This window comes from Curtobacterium sp. MCBD17_023, assembly GCF_003224415.1.
Taxonomy (GTDB): domain Bacteria; phylum Actinomycetota; class Actinomycetes; order Actinomycetales; family Microbacteriaceae; genus Curtobacterium.
Genome location: NZ_QKLJ01000007.1, coordinates 48,574 through 63,641, shown reverse-complemented (window position 1 = coordinate 63,641; position 15,068 = coordinate 48,574). Strand labels below are relative to the sequence as shown.

General features: G+C 72.1%; 16 protein-coding genes. 8 read left to right on the top strand and 8 right to left on the bottom strand.

Annotated elements, in window-relative coordinates; translation table 11 throughout:
* Nucleotides 1-26: 26 nt before the first annotated feature.
* Both DEI84_RS10275 and DEI84_RS10270 read right to left on the bottom strand, forming a co-directional pair.
* On the bottom strand, nt 27-701 hold the full coding sequence (locus tag DEI84_RS10275) for a hypothetical protein (RefSeq protein WP_110890752.1): 675 nt from the start codon (nt 699-701) through the stop codon (nt 27-29).
* Between the two features lie 55 nt (nt 702-756).
* Nucleotides 757-1,542, bottom strand: a complete 786-nt coding sequence (locus DEI84_RS10270) for an SDR family oxidoreductase (RefSeq protein ID WP_110890751.1) — start codon at nt 1,540-1,542, stop codon at nt 757-759.
* Nucleotides 1,543-1,627: 85 nt separating this feature from the next.
* On the opposite strand from DEI84_RS10270, the gene DEI84_RS10265 reads away from it, so the two are divergent.
* The 3 genes from DEI84_RS10265 to DEI84_RS10255 all read left to right on the top strand — a co-directional run bounded on the left by DEI84_RS10265 (nt 1,628) and on the right by DEI84_RS10255 (nt 3,185).
* Nucleotides 1,628-2,212 carry a TetR/AcrR family transcriptional regulator gene (locus DEI84_RS10265; protein ID WP_110890750.1) on the top strand — a complete coding sequence of 195 codons (585 nt, stop codon included), beginning with the start codon at nt 1,628-1,630 and terminating at the stop codon, nt 2,210-2,212.
* Nucleotides 2,213-2,341: 129 nt separating this feature from the next.
* Entirely contained in the window at nt 2,342-2,767 is a 426-nt protein-coding gene (locus tag DEI84_RS10260) for an organic hydroperoxide resistance protein (RefSeq protein ID WP_110890749.1), read from the top strand.
* Nucleotides 2,768-2,804: 37 nt separating this feature from the next.
* Nucleotides 2,805-3,185, top strand: a complete 381-nt coding sequence (locus DEI84_RS10255; RefSeq protein ID WP_110890748.1) for a YchJ family protein — start codon at nt 2,805-2,807, stop codon at nt 3,183-3,185.
* 251 nt (nt 3,186-3,436) lie between these two features.
* On the opposite strand, the gene DEI84_RS10250 is transcribed toward DEI84_RS10255, so the two are convergent.
* Nucleotides 3,437-4,306, bottom strand: a complete 870-nt coding sequence (locus tag DEI84_RS10250; RefSeq protein WP_110890747.1) for a shikimate dehydrogenase — start codon at nt 4,304-4,306, stop codon at nt 3,437-3,439.
* A gap of 104 nt (nt 4,307-4,410) precedes the next feature.
* Between DEI84_RS10250 and DEI84_RS10245 the strand changes: the two genes are divergently transcribed.
* Nucleotides 4,411-5,427 (top strand): iron-siderophore ABC transporter substrate-binding protein, encoded by a 1,017-nt coding sequence (locus tag DEI84_RS10245; RefSeq protein ID WP_309146385.1) that lies wholly within the window; start codon nt 4,411-4,413, stop codon nt 5,425-5,427.
* A 656-nt stretch (nt 5,428-6,083) separates the two neighbouring features.
* Here the strand turns inward: DEI84_RS10245 and DEI84_RS10240 are convergent.
* Nucleotides 6,084-6,488 carry a DUF1304 domain-containing protein gene (locus tag DEI84_RS10240; protein ID WP_220032815.1) on the bottom strand — a complete coding sequence of 135 codons (405 nt, stop codon included), beginning with the start codon at nt 6,486-6,488 and terminating at the stop codon, nt 6,084-6,086.
* 78 nt (nt 6,489-6,566) lie between these two features.
* On the opposite strand from DEI84_RS10240, the gene DEI84_RS10235 reads away from it, so the two are divergent.
* Nucleotides 6,567-6,884, top strand: a complete 318-nt coding sequence (locus DEI84_RS10235) for a chorismate mutase (RefSeq protein ID WP_110823490.1) — start codon at nt 6,567-6,569, stop codon at nt 6,882-6,884.
* Nucleotides 6,881-8,041, top strand: coding sequence for a beta-propeller fold lactonase family protein (locus tag DEI84_RS10230; protein WP_110890746.1), 1,161 nt, complete (start codon nt 6,881-6,883; stop codon nt 8,039-8,041). Before DEI84_RS10235 ends, DEI84_RS10230 begins: the two co-directional genes overlap by 4 nt.
* 189 nt (nt 8,042-8,230) lie before the next feature.
* On the opposite strand, the gene DEI84_RS10225 is transcribed toward DEI84_RS10230, so the two are convergent.
* Genes DEI84_RS10225 through purS form a run of 4 tightly spaced genes read right to left on the bottom strand, consistent with a single transcriptional unit; the run spans nt 8,231 to nt 12,547 of the window.
* Complete coding sequence (locus DEI84_RS10225; protein ID WP_258365776.1) at nt 8,231-9,166, bottom strand: 2-hydroxyacid dehydrogenase; 936 nt, start codon at nt 9,164-9,166, stop codon at nt 8,231-8,233.
* 5 nt (nt 9,167-9,171) lie between these two features.
* Nucleotides 9,172-11,553 (bottom strand): phosphoribosylformylglycinamidine synthase subunit PurL, encoded by a 2,382-nt coding sequence (gene purL / locus DEI84_RS10220; RefSeq protein ID WP_258371756.1) that lies wholly within the window; start codon nt 11,551-11,553, stop codon nt 9,172-9,174.
* Between the two features lie 47 nt (nt 11,554-11,600).
* Nucleotides 11,601-12,296: a phosphoribosylformylglycinamidine synthase subunit PurQ gene (gene purQ, locus DEI84_RS10215; protein WP_110823494.1), complete on the bottom strand. Its 696-nt coding sequence runs from the start codon at nt 12,294-12,296 to the stop codon at nt 11,601-11,603.
* Between the two features lie 2 nt (nt 12,297-12,298).
* Entirely contained in the window at nt 12,299-12,547 is a 249-nt protein-coding gene (gene purS, locus DEI84_RS10210) for a phosphoribosylformylglycinamidine synthase subunit PurS (protein ID WP_110823495.1), read from the bottom strand.
* Nucleotides 12,548-12,685: 138 nt separating this feature from the next.
* Between purS and DEI84_RS10205 the strand changes: the two genes are divergently transcribed.
* On the top strand, nt 12,686-13,294 hold the full coding sequence (locus tag DEI84_RS10205; protein WP_258371755.1) for a PadR family transcriptional regulator: 609 nt from the start codon (nt 12,686-12,688) through the stop codon (nt 13,292-13,294).
* Nucleotides 13,291-14,958: a DHA2 family efflux MFS transporter permease subunit gene (locus tag DEI84_RS10200; RefSeq protein ID WP_110890743.1), complete on the top strand. Its 1,668-nt coding sequence runs from the start codon at nt 13,291-13,293 to the stop codon at nt 14,956-14,958. The genes DEI84_RS10205 and DEI84_RS10200 overlap by 4 nt, the downstream gene beginning before the upstream one ends.
* Nucleotides 14,959-15,068: the final 110 nt, after the last annotated feature.

Sequence of the window (15,068 nt, the reverse complement as noted above, 5' to 3'; positions counted from 1 at the left end):
TGCCGTGACGGTCACCGGTTGCGACCTCAGACGTCGGGCAGGCCGACCTTCGACCCGGACGGGAACCGGTTCCGGCCGGTCGGGGTGGTCGATCCCGGCCCGGTCGGCGGGAGAGCAGCGGCGGCACGGTGGGCGCGCTCCGCCCGGCCGAGCCGGAGGATGCGGTCGGGAACGAGTCCGAGGTAGCCGAAGACCGCGAGGAACCCGAGACCGTGGCGACCTCCGAGCAGGAGCGCCACGACACCGATGAGCGCGAACCCCAGGAGGCCAGGCGCCGCACGCATGACGTCGACCACGAGCGTCCGGCGTACCAGGGCAGTGTCGTTGAGGACGGCCGCCCGGTCGTCGGCCTCGATGTCGGGCATCCTGCGGCCGAGGTACCGCTGCACCGAGTGCCGAGCGATCCGCATCGTGTCCGGTCGGACCTGGTATCCGTTGATCGTCGCCGGCGGTTCGTCCCTGCGGCGCACCGGGAAGCACGACACCGTGATGAGTCCGGCCGCCAGCGCCCCCAGGACGACGACGAGTGGGGAAAGCCCCGGACCGACGTCCATCCAGCCGGTCCCTGCGTCGGTCACTGCGAGCAGCACACCGATGCCGACCGCGACGACACCGCCGACCACCAGGGCACGTCGGAGCCGGTCGACGGACACGTCCTGCCGGAACTGCGTGCGGAACACCTGCCAGCCGAGTCGGTACACGTCCCCTGTCTACCGCTCATGCCTCCTCGGCGGCCGTCCTGGTGTAGGGACGAGGTCAGGCCGTCGTCCTCGGGGACGAGTCGGCCAGGCGCAGGACCGTCCGCCGCGGCAGCAGCGGCGCGATGCGACTGGTCCGCGTGTTCGCACTGCCCGAGACGGCGCTGACCGGGGGCGTCGGCTTGTCGAGGGCCCGGAACGCGGCCGCCACGACCTGCTCGGGCGTCTCGAAGCGCACCCGACCCTCGTCCGTGCCGGAGTTCCGGTAGAACTCGGTCTTCGTCGGACCGGGCGAGAAGGCCATGACGGTGACCCCGGCGTCGCGCAACTCGTACGCCAACGCCTCGGTGAACCGCAGGACGAAGGCCTTCGAGGCTGCGTAGACCGCCATCCCCGGCGTCGGCATGTACGCCGTGAGGCTCGCGACGTTGAGCAGCACGCCGCGGCCGGAGGACACGAGCCGGGGGAGGAACGCGTGGCACACGTCGACGACGGCGTCGACGTTGACGGCGAGCTGGTCCTCCAGTTCGGACGGCGTGCTGTCCACGAAGTCGCGGGTCAGACCGATGCCCGCGCAGTTCACCACCGTGTCCACGCGGACGCCCAGCCGGTCGAGTTCAGTGAGCAGGCGCGTGCCGCTCGCCGGCTGCGTGAGGTCGAGCGGCACGACGGTCACCACCCTTCCGTGCGCGGCCCGGAGTGACTGCGCCAGATCCTCGAGGACGTCGGCCCGGCGCGCGACCAGCACCAGGTCGGCTCCGCGCGCGGCCAGGGCACGGGCGAACTCGCGTCCGATGCCGGAACTCGCGCCGGTGACGAGCGCTGTGGTGTCGGTGTGGTCCATGGACTGCTCCTTCGAGGTTGACGGGTGTAAACCTACGTGCAGGGGTTAACGGGTGTCAACCTCTCGTGCGTGCAACAGTTGCTCCATGACGAACACGTCGCGTACCCGCACGGGCGACCAGCTGCGGGACGACCTCCTCGCAGCCGCGACGGACCTGCTGTCGCAGCGCCTGGCCGTCACCCCGCCGTCCCTCAGGGAGACCGCGCGTGCCTGTGGCGTCTCGGCGACCGCCGTGTACCGGCACTTCCCGTCCCAGCAGGCGCTGCTCATCGCCGTGGCCAGCCAGAGCCTCACCGCGCTCACCACGGCGATCGACGACGCAGGCGCGAGCGAGTCGACCGACGACCGCGCCACGGCGTTGCGGACCACCGCGAGCGCGTACGTCACCTGGGCGGTCGCGAACCCCGGCGCGTACCAGCTGCTGTTCGAGGGGCGGGACCTGCTGGAGAACCCGGCGACGGTCGAGTCCGGGATCGACCGACTGCAGAGCCGCCTCGACGCCCTCCTCGTCGGCCTGCCCGCGGGCGACCGGGACGAACGGTTGCAGGCGGACCTGCTCTGGATCGCCCTGCACGGTCTGGTCGTCACGCGCATCCGGAAGACCCGGCAGCAGTGGGAGCGGTCGGTCGTCGCGGACGCGACGGCGATCGTCGACACCTTCATCAGCTGAACCGACCGCCGGACGCTCGCGTGCGCGGGAGTCCGGACACGCCCGACGCCGCTCGCCAGCCGGGCCGACGAGCAGCGCCGTCCCGCGCCTCCCCAGCGATCGTCCAGTGACGGTCGCTGACCTGGGGCCATGACTCTCGACATCGTCTACACCGCAGCCGCCCACGCCACCGGGGGTGGCCGCGACGGACACGTCCGCACCGAGGACGACCGCATCGACCTCGACACCCGCCCGCCGAAGGAGATGGGTGGCAGCGGCGAGGGCACCAACCCCGAGCAGCTGTTCGCCGCCGGGTACGCCGCGTGCTTCCTCGGCGCGCTGCACGTCGCGGGGAAGCAGCTCGAGCTCGACACCACCGGCGCCGAGGTCTCCGCCGAGGTCAGCATCGGTGGCAACGGCACGGGTGGCTTCGGCCTCGCGGTCGAACTCGACGTCTACGCGCCCGCCGTCGAGGGCACCTCGCGGCAGCGCCTGGTCGAGCTCGCACACACCATCTGCCCGTACTCGAACGCCACGCGCGGCAACATCACGGTGACGCTCTCGCTCGTCGACTGATGCTCGTGCGGTGCTCGCCGCTCCCTAGGCTGGAGCGGTGAGCACCGAGCGCTGCCCCTGCCTGAGCGGGAACCCCTACGACGAGTGCTGCGGGCCCCTGCACGCCGGCGCGCCTGCACCGACCGCGGAGCGGCTCATGCGCTCACGGTTCTCCGCCTTCGCGCTCGGCCTGCCTCGGTACCTCCTGGACAGCTGGCACCCGAGCACGCGCCCGGCGACGCTCGACCTCGACCCGGCGCAGCGGTGGACGCGGCTCGACATCGTCGCGACCCGGTCGGGAGGCCCGTTCGACACCGCGGGCACGGTCACGTTCCGCGCGTGGTGGCGCGCCGACACCGAGCGCGGGACACTCGAGGAGACGAGCGAGTTCGTCCGCGAGGCCGGCCGCTGGTACTACGTCGACGGTGTCGTGGCCTGACCGCCCAGGCTCGGGCCGGTGCGCGCGAGACGGGGGCGTCCGCGCGGAACGCCGCGAGCTGACCGAGATGCCGCGAGCTGGCCGAGACGCCGCCAGATTCAGCGGCGTCTCGGCCACTCGGCGGCGTCGAAGACTGACGGGGGCGTTTCGCGGGCTCGGGCGTGACGTCTCGCGGGCCCGGTCCGGCGGCGTCCCGGGCAGACGGGGGCGTCTCGCGGGCCACAGCGCAGCGGTGGCTCTCGGCGGAAGGGTCAGCCGATCGTCGGCGGCAGGCCCACGGCAGTGCGCATCGCCCGACGGACCTCGGCCTCGGACGGCAGGAGCTCGTCCTCGTCCCCCGTCAGGAAGAAGCGGATCTGCCCGATCGCCTGCTCGCTGAGCATGTCGAGGCCGTTCAGCACGCGACCACCCGCTCCGGTCCACGCCGTGGAGGCCCGGGTCGGCCACGGTTCGTAGGCCACGTCGAACAGCACCGCGTCGGGCCCGGACGGCACGAGCGGCAGGTCGTCCGCTGCGCCTCCCGGCAGGGTCGACACCACGAAGCCCATCGGCCCGGCGGACACGAGCTCGTCGAAGGGGTGCACCTCGAGCGTGACCCCGAGCCGGGCGGCGAGCATGACGAGGTCACCCGCCTTGCCGGTGTCGCGCAGGAACACCCGCACCAGTGAGGCTCCGAGCCGCAGGGACGCCGTGAGGGCGCTCGCCGCGGTCGCTCCACCACCCAGGATCACGGCCTCGCCGGGCACGTGACCGAGTGCGGCGACCGGGCGGACGATCCCCTCGACGTCCGTGTTCGCGCCGGCGAGGACGACCGAGGAGCCCTCGTGGCGGAACGCGACCATGTTCGCGACCCCGAGCTCGTCGACGAGCGGGGTCGTCCGGTCGAGGAGCGGCACCACCTCGCGCTTGAGCGGCATGGTCAGGCTGAGCCCGCGCCACTCGGGACCCAGCCCCGCGACGAACGCGGCGAGCCCGCCGGACGCGACCTCGTGCCTCCCGTACGAGAACGGGAGGCCGAGCACGTCGTAGGCCGCCGCGTGCAGCGCGGGGGAGAGGGAGTGGGCGATGGGGGAGCCGAGGACGGCGAGCTGCGTCCGGTCGGCGTCGGGGAAGGCTGCCACGTCGGCAGCCTAGCCGCGGGCGTCGGCCTGTCCGCGGGCGTCGGCCTGTCCGCGGACGTCACACGGACCCCCGGGGAAGCGGCGCTTAGGTTAGGCTACCCTTCGTGATCCGTACCTCCCTCCCCAAGCGCCGCCTCGGGCGCGTGCTCGCCGCGGCCGGTGCCGTCGTCGCCGTCTCCCTCGCACTCACCGGTTGCTCCTCGTCGAGCCCGTCCTCGTCCGAGTCCTCCGGCGGAGGCTCGTCCGACGGGGCCTTCCCGGTGTCCATCACGACCGGCCTCGGCACCACGACGATCGACTCCGCCCCGAAGCGCGTCGTGGCCCTCGGCTGGGGTGACGCCGAGACGGCACTCGAACTCGGCGTGCAGCCCGTCGGCGCCAGCGACTGGCTCGCCTTCGGTGGCGAGGGCGTCGGCCCGTGGCTCAAGGGCGCCTACGACAAGGCGCCGGAGATCATCGACACGCTCGAGCCCAGCTACGAGGAGATCCTCAAGCTCAAGCCCGACGTGATCCTCGACGTGAAGAGCTCGGGCGACAAGGACCGCTACGACAAGCTGTCCGCCATCGCCCCGACCGTCGCGATCCCGAAGGGCGGCGAGAACTACCTCGCGTCCACCACGGAGCAGGTCGACATGATCTCGAAGGCACTCGGCAAGGAGAGCGAGGGCAAGAAGCTCCTCAGCGACCTCGACGACTCCTACGCCGCCGCGCGCGAGGCGCACCCCGAGTTCGCGGGCAAGACCGCGGCGATCGGTGCGTACACGTCCGAGGGCTTCGGCGTGTACGCCTCCCGCGACAGCCGCGCCACGTTCATGCAGAACCTCGGGTTCGAGATCCCGAAGGCCATCGACGAGGCTGCGGGCAAGGAGTTCTCGGTGTCGCTGTCGAACGAGAACCTCGACCTGCTCGACGCGGACCTGACCGTCGTGCTGCCGATCTACGTCGAGGCGTCGAAGGCGTCCTCGGACCCGCTGTTCAAGAAGGTGCCGTCGGTCGAGGCCGGGCACGCCATCGTGATCGACGACTCGGACGTCTCGACGGCGTTCTCGCTGGGGACCACCGCGGCGATCGAGTGGGCGCTCGAGCGTCTGCCGGACGAGTTCGCGGCGAAGCTCGGCTGACGCCGGCCGGCGGCCGGCGGCCGCCGGTCGGCTGGCGCCGCCGGCTGGCGCAGCCGGTCTGCGGTTCGCGGGCCGGCGATCGGGCGGCGCTGAACGGCCTCGCACAACAGAAACCGGCTCGAACCGCGGGACTCCGCGGTTCGAGCCGGTTTCTGTTGTGCGAGGCCTGGTGGCGCCGCTTGCAGGCGCCGGGGCGCGCGGCGGCGCGGCGGCGACGCCGGGCTGACGCCGGGAGGTGCGGCCGGTACCGGCGGACCGGCGGCGCCCCGTGTGTGGTGGGGCGGGCCTCCCGGCCGACGCCCCGGCGCCAGGCCTCGACCGGCCTGGCACAACGAGAACCGGCTCGAACTGCGGGAGTCCGCGGTTCGAGCCGGTTTCTGTTGCGCGGGGCCCGGTGGCGCCGCTTGCAGGCGCCGGGGCGCGCGGCGGCGCGGCGGCGACGCCGGGCTGGACGGCCGGGAGGCGCGGGCGGGTACCGGCGGACCGGCGGCGGCCCGAGCGTGGTGGCGCGGGCCTCCCGGCCGACGCCCGGCGTCAGGCCTCGACCGGCCTGGCCCAACGGGAACCGGCTCGAACTGCGGGAGTCCGCGGTTCGAGCCGGTTTCTGTTGCGCGGGGCCCGGTGGCGCCACTCGCAGTCGCCGCGGCCGTGCCGGCTCAGGCGCCGAACGTGGACGCGAGGAACGCGAAGAGCAGGGCGATGAGCGGGAACGATCCCTGCACGAACGCGGAGTTGAGGTACTTGCGGCCGGTTCCCGCGAGGACGACCGCGGCACCGAGCATGCTCGCGCAGGAGAACACGACGAGCGTCCAGCCGGTCGCGCCGTTGTCCGCGAGCACGAGCACGACGCCGAGGACCGCGCCGATCGCGAGGAACAGGTTGTAGAAGCCCTGGTTGAACGCCATCGCGCGCGTGGCCTGCGCGTCGGCGTCGGAAGCGATGCCGAAGATGCGGCGTACCCGGGGGCTCGTCCACGCGACGGACTCCAGGAAGAAGATGTACACGTGCACGAGGCCCGCCAGGACCGCGAAGACGCCGGAGATGGCGAGCAGAACCGTCATGAGGACATCATCTCAGCAGTCGATGGGTGCTCGGGTCCGCCCCTCGTCCCGGCCGCGCTCGGTCAGTAGGCTCGGGGCATGAACGAGGCCCCGAGCACGAACGACGAGGACGCCGTCGCCGAACTGCAGAGCATCCGGCAGAGCATCGACAACATCGACGCCGCCGTGATCCACATGCTCGCCGAGCGCTTCAAGTACACGCAGCGGGTCGGGTACCTCAAGGCCGCGGCGGGCATGCCGGCGGCCGACCCCTCGCGTGAGCAGATCCAGGTCGCACGGTTGCGGTCCCTCGCGGCCGAGTCGCACCTCGACCCCGCGTTCGCGGAGAAGTTCCTGAACTTCATCGTCGCCGAGGTCATCCACCACCACGAGCGCATCGCGGTCGGCGAGCTGTGACCCTGCCCGACCTGCACCTGCTCGTCGGGTCCTACACGGCGACCGGCGGGGGCAACGCGACGGGCATCTCGATCGTCGGCCCCGGGCAGTTCGCCGGCGAGGCCACCCTCGTCGCCTCGACCGTCGCGGTGCTGGACGACCCGTCCTTCCTCGCCGTGTCGGGGGACCGCGTGTACGCCGTCTCGGAGACGACCGACGGCGGGGTGCACGCGTTCCGCCGGTCCGGGTCCGCTCTCGAGCATCTGTGGGATGCGCCCGCTGGCGGGGACGCGCCGTGCCACGTCCGGGTCGACCCGTCCGGGGCACTCGTCGTCACGAACTACGTCTCGGGCACGGTCACCGCGGTGTCGCTCGAGGCAGCGGAGTCCTACGCGGCCTCCGTCTCCGCCAGTGACGGCATCGTCGGCGGCACCACGGCCACGGCTCCCGCTGCCGACGGTATGGCTTCGGGGCACGGGATCGCCGGCCGGGGGACCGGTGTGTCCGCGGCGCTGCCGGACGCAGCCGTCGCCACCGTGCTCCTGCCCGACGCGACCGGACCGGTCGAGGACCGCCAGGAGGGCCCGCACGCCCATCAGTCGATCGCCACGCCGGACGGGACCGTCCTGGTCGCCGACCTCGGAGGGGATGCCCTGCACGAGTTCCGTGTCGTGGCCGATGCCGCCTCGGTGTCGATCGAGCCGCTGCGCGTCCACCACCTGACGCCCGGATCCGGACCACGACACATGGCCTGGTTCGACGGGGACCTCGTCGTCGCCGGCGAGCTCGACGGTCGCGTGTACCGGATGCGGCGTGACGAGTCGGGCTCGCTCCGCGAGGTCTGCGCTGCCGCCGCCTTCGACGGGCCGGTCGACACCTCGCTGCTCAGCCACGTCGAGGTCGACGAGCACGGCCTCGTCACGGTGGCCGTCCGGGGGCGCGACCAGATCGTCGTGTTCGACGCGTCCGACGGCGGGCTCCAGTTCGTCGGGTCAGCGTCGGCCGGTGGCGTGTGGCCGCGGCACTTCGCCCGCGTGCCCGGGTACCTGCTCGTCGCCAACCAGATGTCCGACGCCGTCGCGGTGCTGCCGGTCGGTGCAGACGGTGTGCCGGGCGACGCCGTCGGGCAGATCGCGGTCGGCAGCCCGACCTGCATCATCCCGCTCCAGGAGCGCTGAGGGCCGGGAGGCTCGGGTCGCGTCCGGGGACGTCGGCCGCATCAGGCGGGGGGCGAGTCGCGCCCGTCGGGCGGTCGGCCGCGTCCGCCGGGAGGCGCGTCTGCGGGGCCCGCCCGAGGCCGCCGGGAGCGGGTCGCGCCCGTCGGGAAGCCGGCGCGGCCGCGTCCGCGGCCGCGTCCGCCTGGAGGCTCAGCCCTGGTGGACGGGGACCTCGATGAGGTTCTCGAACGGCCGGCCCTCGGCCAGCGCCGACACCTGCCGGCGCACCAGGTCGAGGGACCGCGGCACGCTGAGGTCCGTGTTGCCGCCGACGTGCGGCGTGAGCACGGTGTTCGGCGTCGTCCACAGCGGGTGGTCGGCGGGGAGCGGCTCCGGGTCGGTGACGTCGAGCGCCGCCGAGAGCCGGCCGGACCGCAGCTCGGCGACCAGGGCGTCCGTGTCCACGACCTTGCCGCGCGCCACGTTCACCACGAGGGCGCCGTCGGGCAGCGCCGCGAGGAGTTCCGCGTCGACCAGTCCCTCGGTCTCGTCGGTGAGCGGCGCGATGAGCACGAGGACGTCCGTGGTGCGGGCGAGTTCCGGCAGGTCGCCGAAGGCGTGCACCTGACGACCGTCCTGCACGCGGGCCGTGCGCGCGACGACGGTGACCTCGGTGCGGAACGCCTCGAACCGGGTGGCGATGGCGGAACCGATCGCGCCGTAGCCGACGACGGTCACCCGACGGTCGGCGAGGGACCGGGTCTCCCGCGAGTCCCACCGCTGCTCGACCCGGTCGAACTGGAACACCGCGATCTCGCGGAGGGAGGTCAGCGCCAGGCCGACCGCGAGCTCCGCCGTCTCGTCGTCGTGGATGCCGCGGCCGTTCGCCAGGTGCGCGTGACCGGGGACGTGCGGGATCGCCCACTCGTACCCGGCACTCGGCAGCTGCAGCAGCTCGAGGTTCGGCAGGTCGTGCACGTACTGCCACCGGTGCCGTCCACCGAAGTAGAACGGCAGGAAGGCGATGGCGACCTGCTCGGCCCGGGGGTACGGCGCCTCGACGTCCCAGACGTCCAGCTCGATGCCGTCGGGCACCGGACCGAACCGGTCGACCAGCTCCTGGAAGGGCAGCGTGACGATCGGCACCGGGTTCAGGCGTCCGTGCGGGGCGAGAACGCGCCGTGCGAGTCGAGCGGGCCGCGGCCCACGTAGCCCTCGGTCACGTTCTCCTGGATGACGTCGCCGAAGTGCGACGGCAGCGTGGCGCGGTGTGCGTCGCGGAGCTCGTCGATCGTCGCCTCGAACGCACCCTGGACCTCGAGCGAGCCTGACGCGGCGTCGGTCACGCCGATGCGCAGGACCGGGTAGCCCCGGCCGTTGCAGAGGCCCTGGAAGCGGACGTCGTCCTCGCGGCGCACGGTCACGATGACGCGGCCGGTCGACTCGGAGAACAGTGCGGTCGCGGTGTCGACGCCGTCGCGGGACTCGAGCTCGTCGAGCACGACCCGGGCGCCGAGGCCGAAGCGCAGGACCGACTCGGCGAGGGTCTGGCCGAGGCCGCCGTCCGCCAGGTCGTGGGCGCTCGTGAGCAGCTGCTCGTCGGCCGCGGCGGCCAGGAGCTCCGCCAGCGCCTTCTCGCGCCCGAGGTCCACCGCCGGCGGGCGACCGCCGAGGTGCCCGTGCACGGTGCCGGCCCAGGCCGACCCGTCGAGCTCGAGGCTCGTCGTGCCGAGCAGGTAGATGTTGTGGCCGTCGTCCTGCCAGCCGGACGGGATCCGCTTGGCGACGTCGTCGATCACGCCGAGCACGCCGACGACGGGCGTCGGGTGGATCGGGGTGTCACCGGTCTGGTTGTAGAACGACACGTTGCCGCCGGTCACCGGGATGCCGAGCTCCATGCAGCCGTCCGCGAGGCCCTCGACGGCCTCGGAGAACTGCCACATCACCTCGGGGTTCTCCGGCGAGCCGAAGTTCAGGCAGTCGGTCACGGCAGCCGGGACGGCACCGGTGACGGCGACGTTCCGGTACGCCTCGGCGAGGGCCAGACGAGCGCCCTGCTTCGGGTCGAGCTGGCAGTAGCGGCCGTTCGCGTCGGTGGCGATCGCGACGCCGAGCCCGGTCTCCTCGTCGACGCGGACCATGCCGCCGTCGTCGGGGAAGGACAGCGCCGTGTTGCCGAGCACGTAGGTGTCGTACTGGTTCGTGACCCAGTTCTTCGAGGACAGGTTCGGGGAGCCGAGCAGCTGCAGGACCTGCGCCTTGAGGGCGGGGCCGGTCTCCGGGCGGTCGAGCGACTCGGCGCCGTCGGCCTGGAGTGCGTCGATCCAGGTCGGGTACGCGACCGGGCGGTCGTACACCGGACCGTCGACGGCGACCGTGCGCGGGTCGACGTTGACGATCTCCTGGCCCTGCCAGTCGATGACGAGGCGGCCGGTGCCGGTGACCTCGCCGAGGACGCTCGTCTCGACCTCCCACTTGCCGACGACCTGCAGGAAGGCGTCGAGCTTGTCGGGGCGAACGACCGCCATCATGCGCTCCTGGCTCTCCGACATGAGGATCTCCTCTGCCGTGAGCGAGGGGTCGCGCAGCAGGACGTCGTCGAGCGAGATGTGCATGCCGCCGTCGCCGTTGCTCGCGAGCTCGGAGGTCGCGCACGAGATGCCCGCGGCGCCGAGGTCCTGGATGCCTTCGACGAGCTCCTTCTGGAACAGCTCGAGGCAGCACTCGATGAGCACCTTCTCGGCGAACGGGTCGCCGACCTGGACGGCGGGACGCTTGGTCGGGCCGCCCTCGGTGAAGGTGTCGGACGCCAGGATCGACGCGCCGCCGATGCCGTCGCCACCGGTGCGGGCACCGAAGAGCACGACCTTGTTGCCGGCGCCGGACGCGTTCGCCAGGTGCAGGTCCTCGTGACGGAGGACACCGACCGCGAGGGCGTTGACGAGCGGGTTGCCCTGGTACACCGGGTCGAAGTAGGTCTCGCCGCCGATGTTCGGCAGGCCGAGGCAGTTGCCGTAGAACGAGATGCCGCCGACGACGCCGTGCACGACGCGGGCGGTGTCCTCGTGGTCGATGGCACCGAAGCGGAGCTGGTCCATGACCGCGACCGGACGTGCGCCCATCGAGATGATGTCGCGGACGATCCCGCCGACACCGGTGGCAGCGCCCTGGTACGGCTCCACGTAGGAGGGGTGGTTGTGCGACTCGACCTTGAAGGTCACCGCCCAGCCGTCACCCACGTCGACGACTCCGGCGTTCTCGCCCATGCCGACCATCAGGTTCTTCTTCATCTCCGGCGTGACCTTCTGGCCGAACTGGCGGAGGTAGTTCTTGCTCGACTTGTACGAGCAGTGCTCGGACCACATGACCGAGTACATCGCCAGCTCGCCCGAGGTGGGGCGGCGGCCGAGGATCTCGCGGATCTTCGCGTACTCGTCGTCCTTGAGCCCGAGGGCCGCGTACGGCTGCTCCTTGTCGGGCGTCTCGGCGGCGTCCTGGACGGTGTCGGGCTTCGGGCGGACGGGCGTGGTCACGGTGTTGTCGTTCCCTGTCACTGGAGTCGCGGGCGCTGGAGTCGCGGTCACTTGACGAGCGCGCGCTCGATCACGGAGGTGAAGAAGGTCAGGCCGTCCGTGCCGGAGGCCATGGCAGCGCGGGTGTCCGGGCCGAAGCCGGGCTCCGTCGCGTGCTCGGGGTGCGGCATGAGGCCGACGACGTTCCCGCGCTCGTTCGAGACGCCGGCGATGTCGTCGATCGACCCGTTCGGGTTCACGCCGACGTAGCGGAACACGACCTGGCCGTTGTCCTCGATGCGCTTGATCTCGTCGGCGTCGGCGACGAACCGGCCGTCGGCGTTCTTCAGCGGGATGGTGATCTCCTGCTGGGCGTCGAAGCCCGCGGTCCAGGCGGTGTCGGCGTTCTCGACGCGGAGCACCTGGTCGCGCCGGATGAACTGCTGGTGGGCGTTCCGGGTGTGGGCGCCGGGCACCAGGCGGGCCTCGGCGAGCATCTGGAAGCCGTTGCAGATGCCGAGCACGGGCATGCCCTTGCCGGCGACGTCGATGACCTCGGCCATGATCGGGGCCTTCGCGGCGATGGCGCCGGCACGGAGGTAGTCGCCGTACGAGAATCCGCCGGGCAGGACGATCGCGTCGACGCCCTGCAGGTCGTGGTCGCCGTGCCAGAGCGCGACGGGCTCGGCACCGGCGAGGCGGACCGCGCGCTGGGCGTCGCGGTCGTCGAGCGAGCCGGGGAAGGTGATGACCCCGATGCGCATCGTCACTCGACCACGCTCACGGAGACGACGTCCTCGATGACGGCGTTCGAGAAGACGTCGACCGCGATCTCACGGACCTCGGCGAGCTTGGCGTCGTCGACGGGGCCGTCGACCGACACCTCGAATCGCTTGCCGATGCGGACGTTGGTCAGGTCGTTCTTGCCGAGCCGGGCGAGGGCGTTGCCCACCGCCTTGCCCTGGGGGTCGAGGATCTCGGCCTTCGGCATGACCTCGACGACGATCGTTGGCACGTGTTCACTCCAGCACAGGGGTCGGGTGGGGACAGGAACAGTCTAGGTGCCGCCCACGACCCGCCGGAGCGGTTGTGGAGGACTGTTCGAAGGCGTATGTTCCACTTCGAACAATCGGCATCGAACACCGGAGGCCCCGTGCCCGACCTGACGCCACTGGCGTTCGCGGCGCTCGGCCTGCTGGCCGAGGCGCCGATGCACCCCTACGAGATGTTCCAGACGATGCTGCAGCGTCGCGAGGACCGGAACGTCAAGGTCCGACCGGGCACGCTGTACCACCAGGTCGGCCGTCTGGCGGACCTCGGGTACGCCGAGGTCGTCGGCACCGACCGCGCGGGCAACCGGCCCGAGCGGACCACCTACGCGATCACGGACGCCGGACGCGCGGCGCTCGAGGCGGGCCTCCGCCGCATGGTCGCCGAGCCGGCGGACGAGTACCCGCAGTTCGGGCTCGCCGTGTCCCACGTGGACAACCTCCCCGTCGAGGACGTGGCCGCCGCGCTCCGGGCGCGCATCGCCGCACTGCGCACGCAGCGCGACGGGTACGACGACGCCGCCGCGGGCCTCCAAGCCAAGGGCCTCGCCGAACACTACTGGCTCGACGTGTCGTACGCGCGTGCCATGCTCACCGCGCAACTCGAGTGGCTCAGTGCCATCGCCGACCGCCTCGACAGCGGTCAGATCCCCTGGGAAGGCCCGGCCCTCCCCGACGAACACCTCCAGAACAGCAAGGACACCACTCGATGACATCCGCCTCCGCCGCCGCCGACCTGGAGCACGGCAAGAAGCCGTGGCCAGCGCTCTGGGCACTCGTCGTCGGCTTCTTCATGATCCTCGTCGACTCGACGATCGTCTCGGTCGCGACGCCGACCATCTCCCAGGCACTCGACGCCGACATCAACGCCGTCATCTGGGTGACGAGTGCGTACCTGCTCGCGTACGCCGTCCCGCTCCTCATCACCGGTCGCCTCGGTGACCGCTTCGGCCCGAAGGTGCTGTACCAGGTCGGCCTCGTCGTGTTCACGCTCGCCAGTCTCTGGTGCGGGCTCGCCGGCTCGATCGAGGTGCTGATCCTCGCCCGCGTCGTGCAGGGCCTCGGTGCCGCGATGATGACCCCGCAGACGATGGCCGTCATCACCCGCATCTTCCCGCCGCAGAACCGCGGTGCCGCCATGGGCCTGTGGGGTGCCGTCGCCGGTGTCGCCTCGCTCGTCGGTCCGATCCTCGGCGGCCTGCTCGTCGACGGCTTCGGCTGGGAGTGGATCTTCTTCGTGAACGTCCCCGTCGGCGTCGTCGCGTTCGTCCTCGCGCAGAAGTTCGTACCGTCCTTCGCCACGAACCGCCACCGTTTCGACCTGCTCGGCGTCGTGCTGTCCGCGGTCGGGCTCTTCCTGCTGGTCTTCGGCATCCAGGAGGGCGAGACCTACGACTGGGGCACCATCACCGGTCCGATCTCCGTCTGGTCGCTCATCATCGCCGGCATCGTGGTGCTCGCCGCGTTCGTCGTCTGGCAGGGCGTGCAGAAGGGGGAGCCGCTCCTCCCGCTCGGCCTGTTCACGGACCGCAACTTCACCCTCGCGAACATCGCGATCACCGCTGTCGGCGTTGCCATCGCGTCCTTCGCGCTGCCGATCATGCTGTGGGCACAGGACGTGCTCCGGTTCTCGCCGACGCAGGCCGCGCTCCTCCTGGTCCCGCAGGCCGTCCTCTCGGCCGCGCTCGCGCCCTACGTCGGCAAGCGGCTGAACATCTGGAGCCCGCGCTGGGTCGCCTCGTTCGGCCTCGCCTGCTTCTCCGGCGGGCTGTTCTGGTTCGGCGCCCTCATCGCCGCGAACGCCGACTGGGGCTGGGTGCTCCTGCCGAGCGCGCTCCTCGGGCTCGCGAACGCCTGCATGTGGGGACCGCTCTCCGTGTCCGCGACGCGCAACCTGCCGCCGCGGCTCGCCGGCGCCGGCTCGGGCGTCTACAACACCACCCGTCAGATCGGTGCGGTGCTCGGTTCCGCCGGCATCGCCGCCCTCATGGAGGCCCGCATCCGCGCGGAGTTCCCCAGCCGGTCCGGTGGGTCCGGCATCAGCGCCGAGCAGACGGGGTCCCTGCCGGGCTTCCTGCTCGACCCGTTCTCGCGGGCGATGGGCCAGTCGTTGGTCCTGCCGGCCGTCGTGCTCATCGCGGCGATCGTCGCGGCCCTGTTCCTGACGAAGCCGAAGCAGACGGCCGCGTGGAAGCAGACCGGCGCGGTCGCCACGCAGCCCGACGGTGGACCGGCCGAGAGCGGACCGGTCACGGGTGGTCGTCCCGCAGCGGGGGAGCAGGACCACGTCGCCGCACACGCCTCGGCACCGGCACCCGCCACCGCCGAGGAGGAGCTCGCCACCACCGAGCACCACGGCAAGCACGCAGGCGCCTAGCCGCACGACGCCCGCGCTCGTCGCGCCGCCGGAGCCCCGGTCCCTCGCACGAGGGGCCGGGGCTCCGGCGTGCCGGCGGCGCGGCCACGGCGCCGCGGGACCACGGCGGC

Bases quoted from the DNA above. Each gene is read 5' to 3' on its own strand.
- DEI84_RS10270 (WP_110890751.1), bottom strand. From the start codon at position 1,542: ATGGACCACACCGACACCACAGCGCTCGTCACCGGCGCGAGTTCCGGC.
- DEI84_RS10265 (WP_110890750.1), top strand. From the start codon at position 1,628: ATGACGAACACGTCGCGTACCCGCACGGGCGACCAGCTGCGGGACGAC.
- DEI84_RS10260 (WP_110890749.1), top strand. From the start codon at position 2,342: ATGACTCTCGACATCGTCTACACCGCAGCCGCCCACGCCACCGGGGGT.
- DEI84_RS10240 (WP_220032815.1), bottom strand. From the start codon at position 6,488: ATGACGGTTCTGCTCGCCATCTCCGGCGTCTTCGCGGTCCTGGCGGGC.
- DEI84_RS10235 (WP_110823490.1), top strand. From the start codon at position 6,567: ATGAACGAGGCCCCGAGCACGAACGACGAGGACGCCGTCGCCGAACTG.
- purQ (WP_110823494.1), bottom strand. From the start codon at position 12,296: ATGCGCATCGGGGTCATCACCTTCCCCGGCTCGCTCGACGACCGCGAC.
- DEI84_RS10200 (WP_110890743.1), top strand. From the start codon at position 13,291: ATGACATCCGCCTCCGCCGCCGCCGACCTGGAGCACGGCAAGAAGCCG.